General features: G+C 70.6%; 18 protein-coding genes. 8 read left to right on the top strand and 10 right to left on the bottom strand.

All coding sequences use genetic code 11. From position 1 onward, the window contains the following. Nucleotides 1-27: 27 nt before the first annotated feature. Nucleotides 28-906 (bottom strand): RNA polymerase sigma factor SigF, encoded by an 879-nt coding sequence (locus tag ACFYXC_RS36900; protein ID WP_388906546.1) that lies wholly within the window; start codon nucleotides 904-906, stop codon nucleotides 28-30. A gap of 378 nt (nucleotides 907-1,284) precedes the next feature. Between ACFYXC_RS36900 and ACFYXC_RS36895 the strand changes: the two genes are divergently transcribed. The 3 genes from ACFYXC_RS36895 to ACFYXC_RS36885 all read left to right on the top strand — a co-directional run bounded on the left by ACFYXC_RS36895 (nucleotide 1,285) and on the right by ACFYXC_RS36885 (nucleotide 3,818). After that, a complete protein-coding gene (locus ACFYXC_RS36895; protein ID WP_389556961.1) occupies nucleotides 1,285-2,202 on the top strand; it encodes a SigB/SigF/SigG family RNA polymerase sigma factor in 918 nt (305 codons plus the stop codon). Nucleotides 2,203-2,303: 101 nt separating this feature from the next. Next, nucleotides 2,304-2,579: a DUF5133 domain-containing protein gene (locus tag ACFYXC_RS36890; protein WP_388906552.1), complete on the top strand. Its 276-nt coding sequence runs from the start codon at nucleotides 2,304-2,306 to the stop codon at nucleotides 2,577-2,579. A gap of 294 nt (nucleotides 2,580-2,873) precedes the next feature. Then, entirely contained in the window at nucleotides 2,874-3,818 is a 945-nt protein-coding gene (locus ACFYXC_RS36885) for an anti-sigma factor RsbA family regulatory protein (RefSeq protein WP_389556959.1), read from the top strand. Between the two features lie 111 nt (nucleotides 3,819-3,929). Here ACFYXC_RS36885 and ACFYXC_RS36880 read toward each other — a convergent pair whose 3' ends face one another. Together ACFYXC_RS36880 and ACFYXC_RS36875 are read right to left on the bottom strand one after the other, a co-directional pair. Further along, nucleotides 3,930-4,502 (bottom strand): Dps family protein, encoded by a 573-nt coding sequence (locus tag ACFYXC_RS36880; RefSeq protein WP_388906559.1) that lies wholly within the window; start codon nucleotides 4,500-4,502, stop codon nucleotides 3,930-3,932. A 76-nt stretch (nucleotides 4,503-4,578) separates the two neighbouring features. Next, nucleotides 4,579-4,749 carry a hydrophobic protein gene (locus ACFYXC_RS36875; RefSeq protein WP_388906561.1) on the bottom strand — a complete coding sequence of 57 codons (171 nt, stop codon included), beginning with the start codon at nucleotides 4,747-4,749 and terminating at the stop codon, nucleotides 4,579-4,581. A 204-nt stretch (nucleotides 4,750-4,953) separates the two neighbouring features. Between ACFYXC_RS36875 and ACFYXC_RS36870 the strand changes: the two genes are divergently transcribed. Next, entirely contained in the window at nucleotides 4,954-5,325 is a 372-nt protein-coding gene (locus ACFYXC_RS36870; protein ID WP_389556956.1) for a PRC-barrel domain-containing protein, read from the top strand. Between the two features lie 38 nt (nucleotides 5,326-5,363). Next, a complete protein-coding gene (locus ACFYXC_RS36865) occupies nucleotides 5,364-5,810 on the top strand; it encodes an ATP-binding protein (RefSeq protein ID WP_388906566.1) in 447 nt (148 codons plus the stop codon). Between the two features lie 152 nt (nucleotides 5,811-5,962). On the opposite strand, the gene ACFYXC_RS36860 is transcribed toward ACFYXC_RS36865, so the two are convergent. Continuing rightward, nucleotides 5,963-6,397 carry an ATP-binding protein gene (locus ACFYXC_RS36860; protein ID WP_388906569.1) on the bottom strand — a complete coding sequence of 145 codons (435 nt, stop codon included), beginning with the start codon at nucleotides 6,395-6,397 and terminating at the stop codon, nucleotides 5,963-5,965. 278 nt (nucleotides 6,398-6,675) lie between these two features. On the opposite strand from ACFYXC_RS36860, the gene ACFYXC_RS36855 reads away from it, so the two are divergent. Beyond that, complete coding sequence (locus ACFYXC_RS36855) at nucleotides 6,676-6,852, top strand: hypothetical protein (RefSeq protein WP_388906571.1); 177 nt, start codon at nucleotides 6,676-6,678, stop codon at nucleotides 6,850-6,852. A 106-nt stretch (nucleotides 6,853-6,958) separates the two neighbouring features. Here the strand turns inward: ACFYXC_RS36855 and ACFYXC_RS36850 are convergent, their stop codons facing one another. From ACFYXC_RS36850 to ACFYXC_RS36825, 6 genes are all read right to left on the bottom strand, one after another. After that, nucleotides 6,959-8,677, bottom strand: coding sequence for a dolichyl-phosphate-mannose--protein mannosyltransferase (locus tag ACFYXC_RS36850; RefSeq protein ID WP_389556955.1), 1,719 nt, complete (start codon nucleotides 8,675-8,677; stop codon nucleotides 6,959-6,961). A 101-nt stretch (nucleotides 8,678-8,778) separates the two neighbouring features. Continuing rightward, nucleotides 8,779-10,833: a glycoside hydrolase gene (locus ACFYXC_RS36845; protein WP_389556953.1), complete on the bottom strand. Its 2,055-nt coding sequence runs from the start codon at nucleotides 10,831-10,833 to the stop codon at nucleotides 8,779-8,781. Between the two features lie 68 nt (nucleotides 10,834-10,901). Continuing rightward, a complete protein-coding gene (locus ACFYXC_RS36840) occupies nucleotides 10,902-12,944 on the bottom strand; it encodes a beta-galactosidase (RefSeq protein ID WP_389556951.1) in 2,043 nt (680 codons plus the stop codon). Between the two features lie 50 nt (nucleotides 12,945-12,994). Further along, complete coding sequence (locus tag ACFYXC_RS36835; RefSeq protein WP_389556949.1) at nucleotides 12,995-14,329, bottom strand: ABC transporter substrate-binding protein; 1,335 nt, start codon at nucleotides 14,327-14,329, stop codon at nucleotides 12,995-12,997. An 83-nt stretch (nucleotides 14,330-14,412) separates the two neighbouring features. After that, a complete protein-coding gene (locus tag ACFYXC_RS36830; protein ID WP_389556947.1) occupies nucleotides 14,413-15,360 on the bottom strand; it encodes a carbohydrate ABC transporter permease in 948 nt (315 codons plus the stop codon). Between the two features lie 5 nt (nucleotides 15,361-15,365). Then, a complete protein-coding gene (locus tag ACFYXC_RS36825; protein ID WP_389556946.1) occupies nucleotides 15,366-16,292 on the bottom strand; it encodes a carbohydrate ABC transporter permease in 927 nt (308 codons plus the stop codon). A 196-nt stretch (nucleotides 16,293-16,488) separates the two neighbouring features. Between ACFYXC_RS36825 and ACFYXC_RS36820 the strand changes: the two genes are divergently transcribed. Together ACFYXC_RS36820 and ACFYXC_RS36815 are read left to right on the top strand one after the other, a co-directional pair. Then, nucleotides 16,489-17,568 carry a LacI family DNA-binding transcriptional regulator gene (locus ACFYXC_RS36820; protein WP_389556944.1) on the top strand — a complete coding sequence of 360 codons (1,080 nt, stop codon included), beginning with the start codon at nucleotides 16,489-16,491 and terminating at the stop codon, nucleotides 17,566-17,568. 212 nt (nucleotides 17,569-17,780) lie between these two features. Next, nucleotides 17,781-18,581, top strand: a complete 801-nt coding sequence (locus ACFYXC_RS36815) for an aminotransferase class IV (protein ID WP_389556943.1) — start codon at nucleotides 17,781-17,783, stop codon at nucleotides 18,579-18,581. The last annotated feature ends 121 nt before the right edge of the window (nucleotides 18,582-18,702 follow it).

The raw sequence follows: 18,702 nt of genomic DNA, 5'->3' as shown, positions 1-18,702 counted from the left end.
CGCCGGACAGGTGGGGGCAGCCGGGTGTCAGGCCACCGAGGGGTCGAGCAGGCCGGCCCGGAGCCGCTTGATGATGCGGCTGATCAGACGCGACACGTGCATCTGCGAGATGCCGAGCAGCTCGCCGATCTCGGCCTGCGTGCGCTCCTCGACGAACCGCAGGTGGATGATGCGGCGCTCGCGCTCGTCCAGCTCGGCGACGAGGGGGGCCAGCGAGTGCAGGTCCTCGACGAGCTCCAGCGAGTGATCGTCCTCACCGATGAAGTCGGCCAGGACGGATTCGCCGTGCGAGCCGTTGTCGGGGGCCAGGGCGGCGTCGAGCGACGAGGAGTTGTAGCAGTTCGCCGCCTTGCGGGCCTCGATGACCTCCGCCTCGGGCAGCGACATGAGCTCCGAGAGCTCCTTCGTCGTGGGCGTGCGCCCGAGACGGGTCCGCAGCTCCTCCGTCGCCTTCGCCAGCTCGACCCGCGCCTCCTGGAGACGGCGCGGGACGTGGACGGCCCAGCTCGTGTCACGGAAGAAGCGCTTGATCTCGCCGACGATGTAGGGGACGGCGAAGGAGGTGAACTCCACCTCGCGCGTCAGCTCGAACCGGTCGATGGCCTTGATGAGCCCGATGGTGCCGACCTGGACGATGTCCTCCATCGAGTCGCCCCGGCCGCGGAACCGGGAGGCCGCGTACCGCACGAGGGACAGGTTCATCTCGATCAGGGTGTTACGGGCGTACTGGTACTCGTGGGTGCCTTCCTCCAGCACCGCGAGGCGGTCGAAGAACTGCCGGGACAGGTCCCGGGCGTCCCGCGGCTTGACGCGCGACGGGTCCTCGATGAGAGGCAGCTCCGTCTCGTCCGTCGTCCGGGTCCCCTGCGCCGTGGCCGTTGCCCCGCCTGCCGTCACGGCTGCCATGCCGTCCACCCCACTCACCGTCGCTGTTGATGACACCGGCCGTCTGCCCCGCTTCGAACAGCTCATGCCATCCAATTTCGAAAGAGATCCGCGTCACCCCGGATCTGGCCGGAAGTCGGCGCCCGGGCCGCCCTCGTCGACCGCCGGCCGACGGTCACCGGCCGTGCCGACGGCCGACGGCAGGGTTGGATCCCGTCTATTTCAAGACGGGGTGTTTTGCCTCGTGGAGCCAGGGCAAGCGGAACTCGTGCTTCGGACCGGAGGCACGCCCGCAGGAACGGTTCAGCCGACCGCGGTGGCCCTCCGGCGTCCCCGGAAAGCCACCAGTCCTTCCTGCGGCACCCCCTCGCAAGCCATCTTGTTCAGGAGCGAATCCGCATGCGTATCGACTTGTCGACAAGCCGCCTCGAGGAATACGCACCCACCGAGGCGAAGCCTGCGCCCGCCGGTTCGGCAGACGTGTCCGGTCCGCCCGTCCGGTCCGCCGCAGCAAGGCATCCGCACGACGACGCCCCCGACTCGGCGAGCGACTTCGCCCGGCTGGCCGCGCTGGAGGAAGGACCCGAGCGGGACGCCGTCCGTGACGAACTGGTGACGGCGTGGCTGCCCATGGCCCACCGCATCGCCGGACGCTTCCGCGACCGCGGGGAGAACATCGAGGACCTGCGCCAGGTCGCGGCGGTCGGGCTGGTGAAGGCGATCGACCGGTTCGACCCCTCCCGCGGCGCCTTCGAGAGCTATGCCGTGCCCACCATCACCGGCGAGGTGAAGCGGCACTTCCGTGACCGCATGTGGGCCCTGCGGGTGCCCCGCCGGGTGCAGGAGCTGCGCAACAAGGTGCGGGTCGCCCGCAGGGACCTCACGCAGAACCCCGGGGCCCCCGAGCCGACCACGGCCGAGATCGCCGCGCACGCCGGGCTGACGGAGGACGAGGTCGCCGCGGGAATGGAGGCGATGGAGAGCTTCAGCACGCTGTCCCTCGACGCCGAGCTGTCGTCCGCCGACGACAACTACAGTCTCGCCGACACCCTCGGGGACTCCGACTCCTCCTTCGACGTGGTCGTCGACCGCGAAGCGGCGAAGGAAGGGCTGCGCCGGCTGCCGGAACGCGAGCGGAACATCCTGTACATGCGCTTCTTCGAGGACATGACGCAGAACCGCATAGCCGACCAGCTCGGCATCTCCCAGATGCACGTCTCGCGCCTCATCACCCGAAGCTGCGCCCGGGTCCGGGACGAGGCGCTCGGTGACCGGACCCGCTCCGCCCCCGGCGACGGCGGACCGGGGGCCGCGTGACACGGCGCCGTGGTCCCGGCCCCGTACGAGGTGTCCCGGCCGGATCGTCCGAACCCGCGGTGGAACCACCGTCACGTCGTCAAGGAGCAGACCCGATGCTGATGCCCGATCCCGCAGTCCTGCGCGCGCTCGTGGAGGAGTACGAGACGCTCACCGCCCGGGCCGGGAGCGGCACCGCGGACGTGGATCAACGGGCGCAGGACGTGGCGTACACCCTCTGCGTGTCGACCGGCACGCGTGACGTCCGGTCTGCCCTCGACGTCGCCCGCCGCCGGCTGGCCACGGCGCCGGAACCCGGCCCCGTGGTGCCGATGGCGTCGCGGCCCACCGGGACCGGGGTCGCGGAGGCCCGTGACCTGGGTGAAGCCGTCGCCTGACGAACCCTCCGAGCCGGCCGCACGCGGGTACGGCCGGCCCGGCCCCCACCCGCCGGACGCCCGAAGCGATGAGGGAACGCCAGTGCGACCGAGTAGGGTGGCCCGAGGGGTGAGACCGGTGGACCTGATGGACAGTACGGACAGCTCGTCGTCGACGCCGCGGTACGGCAGTGCCGGGCAGGCCGGGCCGACCCTGCCGCAGACACCCGCCGCGCGGGCCGTCCACCCCGGCCGGACCCGGTGGCGCGCCCGCCGCGACGGCCGGTCCGCACCGCCCGCGACGAAAGGGCCGGCATGACGACGACGGCCACCGCGCGGGAGACCGGCGCCACTTTCGTGCACCCCGCGCTCTTCTACCGTGACGACCAGGAGTACCTGTCGGGCACGGTCCCCTTCATACACGAGGGCCTTTCGGCGTCGGAGCCGGTGGCCGTGGCCGCCCCCGCCCCGCGGCTGGCGCTGATCACCGCGGAACTGGGACGAGTGGCACAGGACGTCCGTCTCGTCGACATGAGCCTGGCCGGGCGGAACCCCGGCCGCATCATCCCGTCCGTCCTGCGGGCCTTCGCCGACGCCCACACCGGCGTCCGCGTCCGCATCATCGGCGAACCGATCTGGCCCGGCCGCACCGCCACGGAATACCCCGCCTGCGTTCAGCACGAGGCTCTGATCAACGAGGCGTTCAGCGGCCGTGACGTGATCATCCTGTGCCCGTACGACGCCCGGTCGCTGCCCGACAGCGTGCTCGCCGACGCCCACGCCACCCACCCGGTCCTCATCAGCGGGGGACGTCAGCGGGCCAGCGACGCCTACGACCCCGGGAAGGTGCTCGCGCGCTGCAACGAACCGCTGCGCCCGCCGCCCGGCGCGGCCACCTTCTCCTACGACGCGAGCACGCTGCCGGCCGTCCGGGACTTCGCACTCGCCGAGGCGCGGGAGCGCGGGACGAGCGCGGCCCGGCTGCAGGACCTGGCACTCGTCGTCGCCGAGCTGACCACGAACAGCGTGGTGCACGCCGGCGGCGGGGGGACACTGCGGCTGTGGGCGGAGAGCGACCAGATCGTCTGTGAGGTCCAGGACCTCGGCCGGCTGTCCGATCCCCTCGCGGGCCGCCGCCCCGCACGCCCCGACCAGATAGGCGGGCGCGGCCTCCTGCTCGTCCACCTCCTCTCGGACCTGGTACGCCTGCACACCGGCGACCGGGGCACGACGATCCGCAGTTACCTCGCCCGCGTCTGACGCACGCCACCGCGACGCACCTTCGCCCGCCGTACGCCGCGCACGTGCCTGCCGCACGCGCGGGGGCCCGGATCCGTCGCGGATCCGGGCCCCTGCGCGTGACGGCGTCCGTTACGCGCCGCCGTCCTGCCCGGCCGAGCGGGCGGCCTGGGTCTCGGTGTGCGCGTCCGCCGTGGACAGGACGCCACCGGAGCTCTCGAGGTGCGCCCGCACGAACCACTGGAACTGCTCCAGGGAACGCAGGTGCTCGGTGAGGAGGTCCTCCGTCACCGGGTCGAACTTGCCGGCCTCGGCCAGTGCCGCGCGGTGGCTCTCGATGATGCCCGTGTACACCAGGTCCAGGGCACCGAGGTGCGCGATGGCATCGGCCCGGCCGACGTCGTAATCGTCCCACGTCCGCTCCGCGACGAGGGCGCCCGGGGTACCCGCGGGGACCCCGCCCAGCGCGGAGATGCGCTCGGCCGTGTCGTCGGCCATGGCCCGGACACGGTCGACCTGCGGGTCGAGCATCTCGTGGATGGCGATGAAATGCGGACCGACCACATTCCAGTGGATGTGCTTCAGGGTGAGCGAGAGGTCATTGAGCGCGTGCAGCCGCAGGCGGAGCAGTTCGATTACCTTCCCGCCGTCCTGGGTGCTGAGTCCGGGAACGGTGTACTTGGGCTCGTTCGAAGACGACGTCATTCCGTATTCCTCCCTGGGAATTCTCGATGTTCGAAGATGGCGGGTGCCGCGGTCGGCATCCGGGGCTCGTGCCCTCCTACCAGCGGTACCACCGTCCACGGCGGCTGCCGGAGGTGTTCGGGCGCACGACGAAGCCGAGCAGCCAGACGATCAGTACGACGACCGCGACCCACCAGAGGATCTTGAGTGCGAAACCCGCGCCGAAAAGAAGCAGCGCCAGCAGCAGGACAAGAACAAGAGGGACCATCGATATCGACCTCCAGCGTTTCAGGTGCCCTACCTGTCTCCGGATACGCCTCCCGGGCCCGAAGAGGACCTGATTGGCCGCTGTGACGAAACCGCCGAGAATGCGGGTGCGGCGGCAGGGTATTTGCTGCCCGAGGGGAACGGCGGACGGCGCACACGGGGCCGCCGTACCTCCTCGGACTCGACCATGAGAGAGGGGAGCGACGTGACCACCGACAGAATCTGGTCGTACGCATCGGTCAGCGGGTACTCGGAGGGTCTGCTGCTCACGGGGTTCACGGTCGCCGCGAGCGACGGGACGATCGGGCACGTGGACCGGCAGGTGGACGCATCCGGGATGCGGCACCTGATCGTCGACACAGGCGGCTGGCTGTTCGGCAGGAGCGTCCTGATACCGGTGGGCCTCGTCACCGCCGTCGACCCGCAGGCCCAGGAGATCACGGTGGCCTGCACCGAGGACGAGGTCAAGGCCGCGCCCGGGTTCCGGACCGACAGCGAGACGCTGGACCCGGAGTACCTCGCCGGAGTCGGTGACTACTACCGGAGCCTGCCTCCCAGGCAGGCGACCGCGACCTGACCGGGCGCCACCAAGCAGAGTGCAGGGACACGACGCATATGGACCGAACCGACACGACCACCGTCGCGTCCACGGACCCGCCCGGGGGAGCCTTGTCCGCGGCGCCGATCACGACCGCGGCCATGGCCCGTGCGTACGCGCGGAGCGTGGTGCTCGAACAGTGGAACCGCCCCGGCCGTACGGCGACGGAGGCGGCACTCATCGATCTCCTGCTGGTCGTCTCGGAGCTGGCCGCGAACGCCGTCCGGCACGGAGGAGGGCTGGCCGGTTTCGAGGTGACGCCCACGGGCGGGGGAGTCCGGCTGGCCGTGCACGACAACAGTGAGGTCGTCCCGGCCGCCGCCTTCGGCCCTGGGGGCTTCCCGGCGCAGCACCACGGCAACGGCTACGGATGGCCGGTGATCATCCGGCTGGCGCGCGAGATCGCCGTCGAGAGGCGTCCGGGCGGCGGCAAGACCATCAGTGTGCTGGTACCGCTCGTCTGACGGGCGGCACCCACGGAAAACAGCCTCGGGCGGGCCGTCAGGCTCTCGTCCGAGGCTTCTGCGTTCCCGTCACATCTCTGTCTTCTCACATGCCTGTCTTCGGATCGCTGTCCCCGGAGGGTGTCCCGGACACCCGGTGAGACCCGTGGACCTCACCACGGCATGAAGACGTGGATGTCCTTGCCCTCGTCGGTCACCACCACGCTCACCTGGTCGCACAGGGTGTGGATCAGGTGCCACCCGACGCCTCCGCCACCCCGGCCGGGATGGAACGGGCGTGGTGCGGGCGGTGTGGTGCTGGTGTCGTGCATCGCCACGTGCACGCCGTCGAACGTGCGCCGCAGGCACAGTTCGAACGGGCCCGGGGCGTACTGCACCACATTGGCGGCCAGCTCCGTGACGACCAGGAGGATGTCGTCCCAGTGCTCGGGGGCAGCCGGTGGTGAAGCGCGCGTGAGCGCAAGCAGGAACTCCTCGGCGGCGAGTCGTGCGCCCGTCACATTGGGCAGCTCACCGGCGAAGGTGGTCGTCCTGGTGTACTTCTCGTCAGAAGGCAGTTTGTCGCCCCAACGCGGCTCGGTCGCCATTGCGCCTTCCCCAGCCCGTTCCCCGCAGGGCTGTACTGATCCTTTGCTTCCACCGCTGCTGCTTCCCGACGGGAAGAGCCTTACTCGTCCGGGTCCGGTGGGGGGTGGTGGGTGACCCGTGACGCGGTGGTCTCCGGTGATCCTCGTGTGGTCGGCGAGTACCACGATCGGACCGAGTCATGGGTCCCTTCTTCACGGGTCTGTTTCGGCCGGGCCGGGGCACATGGAGGTCTGGGACGAGAGTCCGTCTCGCCCCGTCACCGGAAAGAGGAGAATCCGTGCTCGGCATCGCAGCTGCAGTCCTGTTCTTCATCGCGTTCCTGATCAACGCCGCTGACATCTCGACGAACGACACCTTCACGTCGACGAACTGGATGCTCATCGGGCTGACCGTGCTGGCTCTGCACGTCGCCGGTGTGGGCAGTGGCTGGGGGAGCAGGAGCCGCCGGCGGTGACGTGGAGGACACCACCCCCGCACACCCGCAGGCCCAGAACGGACCGCAGAGCGACTTCCCGTCGCTGTGCGGTCCGTCCGCCGTTGCGGGGCCGTCGGAGCCGGTGTCATATCCACGTGTCGAACCACATCCTGGCGTGCCAGTCGGGATACGGAATTGTCGCACCCGTGTAGACCGGGAAGAAGTAGATGAAGTTCCACAGGACGAGCAGCACGAGGGCGCCCGCGGTGACCGTCCCCAGGGCCCGGCGCCGCTCGCTCGCCTCCGGCGGCCCCAGCAGTGCCCCCGCCGCCATCGCGACGGCCAGGCAGAGGTACGGCACGAAGACGACCGCGTAGAAGGAGAAGGTCGTACGGTCCTGGTACTGGAACCACGGCAGGAGACCCGCGGCCACCCCGCACAGGACGGCTCCCGCGCGCCAGTCGCGGCGCATCGCCCACCGGAACACCAGGTACAGCAGCGCGAGACACGCGGACCACCACAGCAGGGGCGTGCCCAGCGCGACGACGGCCTCGGAGCAGCCGGCGGCGGTCCGGCAGCCCTCCTGGGAGAAGTCCGTCTCGTAGGAGTACGCCACGGGGCGCCCCTGTACGAGCCAGCTCCACGGGCTGGACTCGTACCGGTGCCAGGAGTGCAGCCCCACGTTGAAGTCGTAGACCCCGCTCTCGTAGTGCCACAGGCTGCGCAGCGCCGCCGGAACCCATGACCACGGGCCGCCGCGGCCGTCCGCCCAGTGCCGCCCGTACCCGTCGTCGGACAGGAACCAGCCGGTCCAGGTGACCAGATACGCGGCCAGGGCGGCCGGGACCACGGACAGCACCGACCAGCCGGCGTCCTTGCGCAGCACCGCCAGACAGGGGCGGCGGGCGCCGGCGACGCGGCGCGAGCCGACGTCCCACAGCAGGGTCAGGACCATGAAGAACGCCAGGAAGTAGAGGCCGTTCCACTTGGTGGCGGCCGCCAGGCCGAGAAAGAGACCGGCCGCGATCCGCCACGGCCGCGGGCCCGTCCCCGTCCGCTCGCCCGTGCGCCGGTCGGGGCCCGCGAAGCCGTCCTCGCCCACGGGCAGGCTCGCCGCGAGCCGGGCCCGCGCCCGGTCCCGGTCGAGGAGCAGGGACCCGAACGCCGCCAGGACGAAGAACATGACGACGAGGTCGAGCAGCGCCACCCGGCTCATCACGAAGTGCAGCCCGTCCACGGCCATCAGCAGCCCGGCGAGACAGCCCAGGGCCGTCGAACGGAACAGGCGGCGGCCGATGCGGCACAGCATCAGCACCGACAGCGTGCCGAGCACCGCCACCATGAAGCGCCAGCCGAACGGGTTCAGGCCGAACATCCACTCACCGAGGGCGATCACCCACTTGCCCATCGGCGGATGCGCCACGAAACTGCCGGTCTCGGAGAGCGGGACGACCTGCGGGTCGGCCAGGATCTGCGGGTCCGCCACCTTGCGGTCCGGCCAGGTCCCCTCGTAGCCGTGCCTCAGGAGCGACCACGCGTCCTTGGCGTAGTACGTCTCGTCGAACATGACGATCCGGGGCCGGTCCAGGTGCCAGAAGCGGATCGCCCCCGCCAGGACGGCCACGAGGACCGGCCCCAGCCGGCTCATCGCCTTCGCGAGCCGGTACGCAGGACGCGGCCCGAGACCGAGCGCCTCCCCGACGCGCGTGCCCGGTTCGGGGAACGGCGGCACCAGCAGGTCCCGGGTGTCGGTCCGTGGGCGGGCCGTGAACCCGAACCGGCGCAGGCGCTCCGGCCAGGGGTGTGAACGCCCCTCCGTACGGGTCTCGTCGACGCCTGCCTGAGCCGCGGTGTCACTGGTCACCGGGTCATCGTAAGGAACGGATGCGCACGGTTGTTCCCCAGGACGGCCGGTGACCGGCGACGGCCGTCGAGCCGTCGCCGGTCACCGGCCGCCGCACCGGGTCAGCCGGCCCGGCCGGAGACCTCCGTGACCTTCCAGCGCTGGTTGGCACCGGAGTTGGGCGTCCACAGCGTCACGGACGCTCCCTCGTGCGTGGCCTGGCCGCCGACCTCCAGGAGCCGTCCGGTGGCCGCGTTGACGAGGGTCCAGGTGCCGTCGCCGGTCGACGACATGATCCACTGGGTGGCCCTGTCCCGCGGGCCGGTGTCGGCCTCCAGTACCGGGGCGCCGTCACGGACGGCGAGGCGCTTGCCCTCCACCGGGTTGCTGAACACGTACCGCTGCCGGTTGCCGGTGTCGCCGGAGATCTGACGCAGCGTCCACTGCCGGCCGGCCTCCTGGGCCGTCGTGCTCCTGATGACGAGGCCCGTGCCGTCGTCGGCGACGGTGAGCGCCTTGCCGCTCTGGACACCGGTCAGCTCGTACGTGTGCCCCTTGCGCAGCTCGGCGGCGTCCTTCGCGACCCCGGAGACGCCCTTCACCAGGAAGGAGGTCACGGACTGCGCGGGCACGGTGAAGGTGGCCCTGCGGTCGCTGACCCTGACGGCCGCGCGGCGGTCGAGCTTGCCGCCGGCGCTGGTCACGACGGGGGTGACGGTGGCGCCGCGGGCGACCTTGCCGAACTTCGACAGGTCGACCGTGACCGTACGGGCCTCGGTGGTGCTGTTGACGTGGACGACCGTCGCCCGATCGCCCTTCCTGCCGACGGCGGCGGCGCTGGACGTGTCGTCCGTCTTGACCAGCCGGTCGCCGGGCTTGATGTAGTGCGTGAAGTTACGGGCGGTGTCGAACTTGGTGTTGGTGTGGATGGGGCACGACGTGAGGGTGTCGTCGGCGGTGCAGCTGAACGGGAGCTGGATGCTGCCCCAGTTGCCGCCCTTGGCGGACTCGCCGCCCGGCCTCATGTTGTCGTGGTCCTCGACGGGCTGCCAGAACACCCAGGCCCTGGGCTCCAGTTCCCGCAGGTCGTCGACGATGCGCTGGGCGAGACCGAGCCCCGGCCGCATGTCCGTGAAGCTTTGGCCGTCGCCCCAGTCGCCCTCGACCTCGCTCTGCCACAGCGGCTTGCCGGCCGCCTTGGCCAGGTCCCGTACGGTGGTGCGCTGGCCGGTGCCGTAGGTGTGGACGTTCATCTGCCCGACGAGGTCCCGCACCTCCTGCGGGTAGGTGTTCCAGTTCTGCGCGAAGAGGGACGGGTTGGTCTCGTCCATCGCCGAGATGTCCGCCCCGGTCTTCGCCTCGCGCAGCGCCGGAGCCAGGGCCTTCAGCACCTTCTGCTGGAGCTCGGGGCCGATGTGGGCGCCTTCCTGGCGGCCGCCGACGGGCTCGCCGTCGGCGCCGAGGCGGGTGCTCCAGTAATCGGTGTTGGGCTCGTTGAACGGGTCGATGGTGTCGACCTCGATGCCCTCGGCCTTCTCCAGCCGCTTGGTCGCGCCGGCCAGATAGGCGGCGAAGTCGTCGACCGACTCGGCCTTGAGCTGGTCGTCGGTGGCGGCGAAACCACCCGACACGTACCCGCTCTCCGTCATGAACCACGGTGGGGAGTTGCTGAAGGTCTCCCAGTGGTCGATGTCGTCCTTGATGCGCTCGACCCACCAGCGCTGTGTGGCGTCGGCGTCCTTGTTCCAGTCGGCGGGGTCGTCGGCGCTCCACCAGTCGGTGTCCTCGCGGGTGGTGCCCGCCGGGGCCTTCCACCAGCCCTCCACCGCTCCACCCGCGCGCAGGTAGTCCTCGACGTCCGGTGCGTTGCCGCCGCCGATGTTGTAGCGGGCGATGTTCAGCGCGAGCCCGTCGTCCCCGAAGAGGAGCCTCGCGAGCTTCTCGCGTATCTCCTCGGGGTAGTCGCCGGTCGCGTTGGCGAACCAGACCAGGCTGGTGCCCCAGCCCTCGAACCTCTCCTGCGCGTACGAGGGGTCGGGCCGGACGGTGACCGGGGCGGTGTCCGCCGCCCGGACCTGTGCCGTGGACGAGGGGGCCAGGGTCAGGGCGGCCCCGGTGGCCAGCGCGGTGAGGCCGGCGGCTCCGAGGAGACGTCTGTTGCGGGTAGGGCGTGCCATCGTGTGCTCCCAACTGCGGTGTGGTAGCTGCGCGGTGGATCGGAGACGGGGCGGACAGGGCGGTGCGGTCAGGCGGTGTGCTGGTGCAGTACGGCGACGGCTCCGGGCCCGAGCACGAGAGCGTCCCCGGTGCCGGTGCCGCCGGTCAGGACCTCTCCGGCGAGACCGGTCAGGGACACGCTCCCGTCGGTCCGGTTGACCAGGAACAGGAAGCGGCCCCCGGGTCCGCGGCGCACGGTCAGCTCGACCGATCCCCGTGCCTCGGCGGGCAGTTCGCTCTCCACGCCGGCCGGACCGAGCAGCGCCGGCAGCAGTCCCGCCAGCCCTTCGGCACCGAGCCGGGTGGACACGTACGCGGCGGAACCCCGGCCCACCGCGCGGCGGGTGACGGCGGGCCGTCCCGCGTACGCGCCGGTGCGGTAGTGGGCCAGTACGTCCACGGCGGGGTCGGTGACGGTGATCCGGTCGGTCCACAGGGTGCCCGTGGCGGCGCCGTCCAGTTCGACGGAGTCCCCGTCGAGCAGCGGCCCGAACTCCTCGATGCGGATACCGAGCAGATCCCGCAGGGCGCCCGGGTGGCCGCCGAGCCAGATGTGGTCGTTCTCGTCGACGACTCCGGAGAAGTACGTGGTGACGAGGTGACCGCCGCCCTCGGCGTACCGGGTGAGCTCCTTGGCCAACGCGGCGGGCACCACGTGCAGCACCGGGGTGATCAGGACGTCGTACCGGTCCAGGTCGGCCGTGGTGGTCACCACGTCGGCCCGGACGCCGAGACGGTGCAGGGCCGAGTACCAGTCCAGGGCCTCCCGGCGGTAGTCGAGGAGGGCGGTGGGGTGCGAGTCCTGCTCGCTCGCCCACCACGACTCCCAGTCGTGGACGATGCCCACCCGGGCCGGCTCCCGCTCGGAGCCCGCGACCGGTGCCAGCGCCTTGAGGGTCTGCCCCAGCTCGACGACCGCGCGGAAGACCTCGCTGTCGGCGCCGGCGTGCGGCACCATCGCCGAGTGGTACTTCTCGGCGCCCGCGGCCGACTGGCGCCACTGGAAGAAGCACACGGCGTCCGCGCCGTGCGCCACGTGCAGCAGCGAGTCACGGGCCAGCTCGCCGGGCCGCTTGGCCACGTTGACGGGCTGCCAGTTGACCGCGCTGGTGGAGTGTTCCATCAGGAACCACGGCCGGCCGCCCGCTATCCCGCTGGTGAGGTTCGCGGAGAAGGACAGCTCGTCCCGGTCCTGCGGGCCCGGGTGGACGTAGTGGTCGTTGGAGACGAAGTCGATCTCGCCCGCCCAGTCCGGGTAGTTCATGCCCTTGGTGCCGCCCATCACCATGAAGTTGGTGGTGACCGGTACGCCCGGCGTGATCTCCCGCAGCACGTCCCGCTCGGCGACCAGGTACTCCTTCAGCGCGTCGGAGGAGAAGCGCTTGAAGTCCAGCTGCTGTGTGGGGTTGGGGTGGGAGGCCGCCAGCCGGGGCGGCAGGATCTGCGCCCAGTCGCTGTAGCGCTGGGACCAGAAAGCCGTGCCCCAGGCGTGGTTGAGGGCGTCGAGGGTCGTGTAGCGGGCGCGCAGCCAGTCGCGGAAGGCACGGGCCGCGTCGTCCGAGTAGTCGTAGACGTTGTGGCAGCCCAGCTCGTTCGAGACGTGCCAGGCCACCAGGGCGGGATGGTCCGCGTACCGCTCGGCCATCGTGCGCACCAGACGCAGGGCGTGCTCGCGGAAGACGGGCGAGGTGGGCCGCCAGTGCTGCCGCGCCCCCGGCCACACCGTCTCCCCGGCGGCGGTCACCGGAAGGATCTCCGGGTGGGCCGTGGTGAGCCAGGGCGGCGGGGACGCGGTGGCGGTGGCCAGGTCGACCCCGATGCCGCCCGCGTGCAGGAGGTCCATGACCTCGTCGAGCCACGCGAAGTCCCACTGCTCCTGGGCCGGCTGGATGCGGGCCCAGGAGAAGATCCCCACGGAGACCAGGTTGACGCCGGCCTCACGCATCAGCCGGACGTCCTCCTCCCACACCTCGCGCGGCCACTGCTCGGGGTTGTAGTCGGCGCCGTACGCGAGGCGGGGGGTGCGGTCACCGTCCGGCCCGTCCAGCTGGGACAGGAGGGTGGAGATCATCGTGGTCCTTCCGGGTTGCACAGGGGGCGGCGCGGGGGGCTGGGTGTCGACTACTCGACGGTGAAGCCCTGTTCCTTGCCGTACTTGACGGAGGCGTCCTGCCAGGACTTCAGGCCGTCGGTGAGCTTGGTGCTGCCCACGTACGCCTTGCCGACGGTGTCGTTGAAGATCGAGTTGGCGTACTGCTGGAAGGGCAGGTACGACCAGTCGTCGGCGACGTTGGCGGCGGAGTCCGCGAAGATCTCGTTGGCCTTCTGGCCGCCGAAGTACTCGAACTCGGTGTTGAGGAACGCGTCGGTCTTCAGCTCGGCGTTGGTCGCCGGGAAGGCGCCCTCCTTCACCCGGCTCTGCACACCGGCGCCGGAGTTCGCGTACTCGACGAAGGCGTAGGCGAGTTCCTTGTTCTTGCCCAGCGCGGGCAGCGCCAGGGAGCTGCCGCCGTTCTCCGCGCTGGCCTTGTCGCCCTTGGTCCAGGCGGGCAGGGGAGCGGCGCGCCAGTCACCGGAGGCGTTCGGGACGCCGGTGACGAAGTTGGCGGGCATCCAGGCACCGCTGGGCAGGGTGGCGAGGGTGCCGTCGCCCAGGCCCTTGTACCAGTCGTCGGTCCAGCCGTTGATCGGCGCGACGAGCTTCTCGTCGATCAGCTTCTGCCAGGTGTCGGTGTACTTCTTGGCGCCGGCGTCGGAGAAGTCGACCTTCACCGTGGTGCCGTCGACCTTGTAGGGGCGCGAACCGGCCTGCCACAGCAGACTGGTGGTGAGGCCCGCGTCGCCGGCGTCGTTGGTGATGTAGACCTTCGGGTCGGCCTTGTGCAGCTTGCGGGCCGCGTCGAGGTACTCGTCCCAGGTGGTGGGCACCGCCACCTTGTGCTTGTCGAAGATCTTCTTGTTGTAGTACAGCGCCATGGGGCCGGAGTCCATCGGCAGGCCCCAGACCTTGTCACCCTCGCTCACCGCGTTCCACGGGCCGGGGGTGTACTTGTCCTTCAGTTTGTCCGCGCCGAAGGAGGACAGGTCGGTCAGGCCCTTGGTGAGGGAGTACTGGCCGAGCGCGAAGTACTCGACCTGCGCGACGTCCGGGACGCCCTTCTCGGCGGAGATGGCGTTCGACAGGGCGGTGTAGTGCTTGTCGCCCGACCGCTCGCCGACCAGGTTGATCTTGACCTTGGGGTACTTCTTCTGGAAGTCGGCGGCGACCGTCTTCAGCGTGGGTTCCCAGGCCCAGACCGTGACCGAGCCGCCCTTCTCGAGGGCCGCCTGGACGTCGTCGGCGGAGACCGGCTTCGAGCCGGAGTCGTCGTCGGAGCCGCCGCAGGCGGTCGCGCCCAGGGCGAGGACGGAGAGGACGGAGAGGCCGCGCATCAGGCGGCTGGTCGTTCTGCGCATGGAGGTGCTTCCACTTCTTCGTGGGCGGGACAGGGTGAGGGTGAGGGAGGAGGGACGGAGGGGAGTGGTGGCCCGCGGGCGGGTCATTCCTTGACGCTTCCGGCGGCGAGGCCGGACTGCCAGTACCTCTGCAGCAGCAGGAACGCGGCGATCAGCGGCACGATGGTGAGCAGCGAACCGGTGATCACCAGATTGAAGATCACGTCGCCGCCGATCGTCTCGGCCTGGGAGTTCCAGGCGCTCAGGCCGAGGGTGAGGGGATACCAGTCGGGATCCTTGAGCATGATCAGCGGCAGGAAGTAGTTGTTCCAGGTCGCGACCGTGGTGAACAGCAGGACCGTCACTATGCCGGGGGCGAGCAGCGGCAGGGCGACCTGGAAGAAGGTGCGCGCCTCGCCCGCCCCGTCGATACGGGCCGCCTCCAGCAGTTCGACGGGGATGGCCTCGGTGGCGAAGACCCACATCAGGTACAGGCCGAAGGGCGAGATCAGCGAGGGGATGATCACCGCCCACGGGGTGTCGGTCAGTCCCATCTTGCTGAACATCAGGAAGGTCGGCACCGCCAGGGCCGTGCCCGGGACGGCGACGGCGCCGATGACCACCGCGAACACGCCGCGCTTGCCGGGGAAGTCGAACTTGGCCAGCGCGTAGCCGCCCAGGATCGCCAGGAAGGTGGCACCGCCGGCGCCCAGGACGACGTACAGCAGGGTGTTCAGGAGCCAGCGGCCGAAGATGCCGTCGTTGTACGTGAACGTGTCGCCGATGTTGTCCCAGAGCGCGAAGTCGTCGGCGAACCACAGTCCGGACGAGTCGGCGAGCCCTTCCTGGGTCTTGGTGGCACTGATCAGCAGCCACACCAGGGGGACCACGGTGTAGACGAGGATCAGGCCGGTGAGCACGGTCAGCAGGACACTGCGCCTGGGGCGCCGGCTGTCCTGGTCGCCGCGCTTGCGCAGCCGGGGCACGCCCTTGGCCGGAGCGGAGGCCGGGACCGGTGCGGACGGGGACGCGGTGGTGGTCGGGCTGCTCATGCGGGTCACGCTCCCTTGCGCATGCCGCGCAGCTGTACGACATAGGCGATGACCATGGTGATCAGGCCCATGATGATGGCGACCGCCGCGGAGTAGTTGTGCTGCTGGCCGTTGAAGGACAGCGAGTACGTGTAGAAGTTCGGGGTGTAGTCCGTGGTGATCGCGTTGCGGGCCAGCGGCCGCAGGATGTTCGGCTCGTTGAAGAGCTGGAAGCTGCCGATGATCGAGAAGATCGTCGCGATGACGAGGGCGCCGCGGATCGCGGGGAGCTTGATGGCGGTGATGACGCGGACCTGCCCGGCGCCGTCGATCTCGGCCGCCTCGTAGAGCGAGTTCGGGATGACCTTCAGCGCGGAGTAGAAGATCAGCATGTTGTAGCCGACGAACTCCCAGGTGACGATGTTGCCGATGGACGCCAGCACCAGGTCGCTGGAGAGCGGGTCGGGCAGGGTGACGCCGAACGCGTCGTTGATGTCACCGACCAGCCCGTACTTGGTGCCGTACATGAAGCCCCACATGAGAGTGGCGACCACGGCGGGCACCGCGTACGGCAGGAAGATCGTGATGCGGAAGAAGTCCGTGCCGTAGAGGCGGCCGCTGTCCAGCGCGAGGGCGATCAGCAGACCGAGGAAGAGCATGATCGGCACCTGGACCGCCAGGAAGAGCGAGACCCGGCCGAGGGACGCCCAGAACTGGTCGTCCTGCAGTGCCTGCTGGTAGTTGTCGAGGCCGACGAACTGGGTGCCGCCGATCAACTGGTCCCGGAACAGGCTGAGATAGATCGAGTACACGATCGGGGCCAGGAAGACGAGGGCGAACACGGCCACGAAGGGACCGATGAAACCCCACCCCGTCCAGGAGCGGCGGTCCCCTCTTGCCGGAGGCCGGGCCGTGCGCGGCTCGGCGGCCGCCGGCGGTTGAAGCGTCGTCATGTCGTTCCTCGCTCGTCCCTCTCGCGAAAACCCGGCGTCGTGCGCCGATGATGTTTGCGTGAACACCACAGTCCGCAAGCGCCCGTGGCCTGTTATGTTTACGTAAACATCTGATGGCGGCATGTCTACACTGCCCCCTTGACGGTGGTCAAGGGTCATTTGAGGAAACTGCGGTTCGACACGGCGAGGGAGACGGGTGGACACGACGGACGACGCCTCGGCGAGCAGACCGCAGGTGGTGGGGGGTACCAGGAAGCGGGTGTCCCGCAGGACGCAGAGCGCGTCCATGGCGGACGTCGCCCGGCTGGCCGGGGTCTCCTCCCAGACCGTCTCGCGCGTCTCCAACGGTTACGCGGGCGTGAACGAGGAGACGCGGCAGCAAGTGCTCGCGGCCATGCGCGAGTTGGGTTATCGGCCCAACAGTGCCGCCAGGGCGCTCAAGCGTGGCGAGTTCCGCACCATAGGTGTGATCACTTTCGGACTTTCCACCACCGGTAACGTCCGCACCCTGGAGGCGATCGCGACCTCCGCGGCGCACGAGGGCTACGCCGTGACGCTCCTGCCCGTCGCCGTGCCCACCCAGGACGAGGTGCGGGGCGCGTTCTCCCGGCTGGGGGAGCTGGCCGTCGACGCCGTCATCGTCATCCTGGAGGTGCACCTGCTCGACGCGGTGACCCTCTCGCTGCCGCCGCACATCAAGGTCGTGGTGGCCGACTCGGACGCCGGCGACCGCTACACCGTGGTCGACACCGACCAGGCCGGCGGCAGCCGCGACGCCGTGCGGTACCTGCTCGGCCTCGGCCATGACACCGTCTGGCACCTGGCGGGTCCGGAGGAGTCCTTCGCGGCGCAGCGCCGGGCCGACGCCTGGCGGGCCGAGCTCACCGGGGCGGGCCGCACGACGCCGCCACTGGTCCGCGGCGACTGGTCGGCCGAGTCCGGCTACCGGGCGGGCCTCGAACTCGCCGGACGGCCCGACTGCACCGCGGTGTTCGCGGCCAACGACCAGATGGCGCTCGGCCTGCTGCGGGCGCTGCACGAGCGGGGCCGGTACGTGCCCGACGACGTCAGCGTCATCGGCTTCGACGACATCCCCGAGGCCGGCTCCTTCCTGCCGCCCCTGACCACCGTCCACCAGGACTTCGCCGAGGTGGGGCGGCGCTGCGTCGAGGGCGTGCTGCGGCAGATGGGCCAGGACACCCCGGAGCACGGGACCACGCTCGTGCCCACGCGCCTCGTGGTGCGCGACAGCACGGCGCCGCCGCGGCGGCCCTGACCGGCGCCGGAGGGCGGGGCGGGGCACCGGTGGGGAGACCTGTCAGGACACCGGCCGGGACACCGGCCGGAGTGGCGGTCGGGACACCGGTCGGAGTGGCGGTCGGGACACCGGTCGGAGTGGCGGTCGGGACACCGGTCGGGGCGGCGGATGAATCCACCGGCTTCGGCGGACGTACTCCCGGGTGTACTGAGAAGAGGAGAGATTCTTTGATGACACAACCGGCAACCGCAGAAGGGCTGTTGGCGTGGGTACCGGGACGCGGCCTGATCGCGGGGCTCGCGGCCGACACCCAGCTGCTGGTCGCGGACTCCTGGCTGGTCAGGGACGGACAGGTGCGCGGCCTCGACCGGCACCGCGAACGGTTCTTCCGGGCCTGCGGAGACTGCGGAGGGCCCTCTCTCCCTCAACTCGACGAGTTCTGGCGGGACATGACGGCCGCGCTGCCCCGTACCGGGTCCTGGTTCCCGCGCGTCGAGCTGGTGGCCGGCTCCCTCCAGCTCAGGGTGCTCCTGCGGCACGCCCCGCCGCTCGTCCCCGGGATACGGGTGTGGGCGGCGGGCCAGCCCGATCCGCGTACCGTGCCGCGGCGCAAGGGGCCGGACCTGGACGCCCTGGCCCGGGTCCGGCGGCGGGCGGCCGGGCAGGGCGCGGAGGAGGCGGTGCTGATCGCTCCGTCCGGGGCGGTGCTGGAGGCGGCGACCGCCAGTCTGCTGTGGTGGGAGGACGACACGCTGTGTCTGCCGCCGGCGCGGCTGCCCGTCCTGGCCGGTGTGACGGCGGGGCTCGTCCAGGAGCACGCGGTGCGCGGTGGGATCGAGGTGGCCCGCAGGGAGCGGACGCTGGACCAGTTGGCGGGGCGTGAGGTGTGGCTGGTGAACGCCCTGCACGGGATTCGTGCGGTGGTGGGGTGGGAGGGGCGGGGCATGGCGGCGGGGATCGCTCCGCGGGCTTTGGGGTGGCGGGAGTGGTTGGAGGGGCTTGGGGAACCTCTGCCTTCCGGCGGCTCCTGAGGTGAGGTTGTTGTTGGGGTGCGGGTGGGATGGGGCTGGTCGCGCCGTTCCCCGCGCCCCCGAGGAGCATGGGGTGCGGGAGGTTCTTCGGGTGCCGGTTGGTTGTGGTTGAGCGCGCAGT

Origin of the sequence: Streptomyces sp. NPDC002701, from assembly GCF_042889045.1 — a bacterium.
Taxonomy (GTDB): domain Bacteria; phylum Actinomycetota; class Actinomycetes; order Streptomycetales; family Streptomycetaceae; genus Streptomyces.
The sequence above is the reverse complement of the archived record's forward strand: the minus strand, read 5'-3'. Positions and strand labels throughout refer to the sequence as shown.

Coding starts and splice junctions, on each gene's coding strand:
- ACFYXC_RS36900 (WP_388906546.1), bottom strand. CDS start 906: ATGGCAGCCGTGACGGCAGGCGGGGCAACGGCCACGGCGCAGGGGACC.
- ACFYXC_RS36865 (WP_388906566.1), top strand. CDS start 5,364: ATGGACCGAACCGACACGACCACCGTCGCGTCCACGGACCCGCCCGGG.
- ACFYXC_RS36845 (WP_389556953.1), bottom strand. CDS start 10,833: ATGGCACGCCCTACCCGCAACAGACGTCTCCTCGGAGCCGCCGGCCTC.
- ACFYXC_RS36880 (WP_388906559.1), bottom strand. CDS start 4,502: ATGACGTCGTCTTCGAACGAGCCCAAGTACACCGTTCCCGGACTCAGC.
- ACFYXC_RS36840 (WP_389556951.1), bottom strand. CDS start 12,944: ATGATCTCCACCCTCCTGTCCCAGCTGGACGGGCCGGACGGTGACCGC.
- ACFYXC_RS36830 (WP_389556947.1), bottom strand. CDS start 15,360: ATGAGCAGCCCGACCACCACCGCGTCCCCGTCCGCACCGGTCCCGGCC.
- ACFYXC_RS36815 (WP_389556943.1), top strand. CDS start 17,781: ATGACACAACCGGCAACCGCAGAAGGGCTGTTGGCGTGGGTACCGGGA.
- ACFYXC_RS36895 (WP_389556961.1), top strand. CDS start 1,285: ATGCGTATCGACTTGTCGACAAGCCGCCTCGAGGAATACGCACCCACC.
- ACFYXC_RS36825 (WP_389556946.1), bottom strand. CDS start 16,292: ATGACGACGCTTCAACCGCCGGCGGCCGCCGAGCCGCGCACGGCCCGG.
- ACFYXC_RS36890 (WP_388906552.1), top strand. CDS start 2,304: ATGCCCGATCCCGCAGTCCTGCGCGCGCTCGTGGAGGAGTACGAGACG.
- ACFYXC_RS36885 (WP_389556959.1), top strand. CDS start 2,874: ATGACGACGACGGCCACCGCGCGGGAGACCGGCGCCACTTTCGTGCAC.
- ACFYXC_RS36835 (WP_389556949.1), bottom strand. CDS start 14,329: ATGCGCAGAACGACCAGCCGCCTGATGCGCGGCCTCTCCGTCCTCTCC.
- ACFYXC_RS36875 (WP_388906561.1), bottom strand. CDS start 4,749: ATGGTCCCTCTTGTTCTTGTCCTGCTGCTGGCGCTGCTTCTTTTCGGC.
- ACFYXC_RS36860 (WP_388906569.1), bottom strand. CDS start 6,397: ATGGCGACCGAGCCGCGTTGGGGCGACAAACTGCCTTCTGACGAGAAG.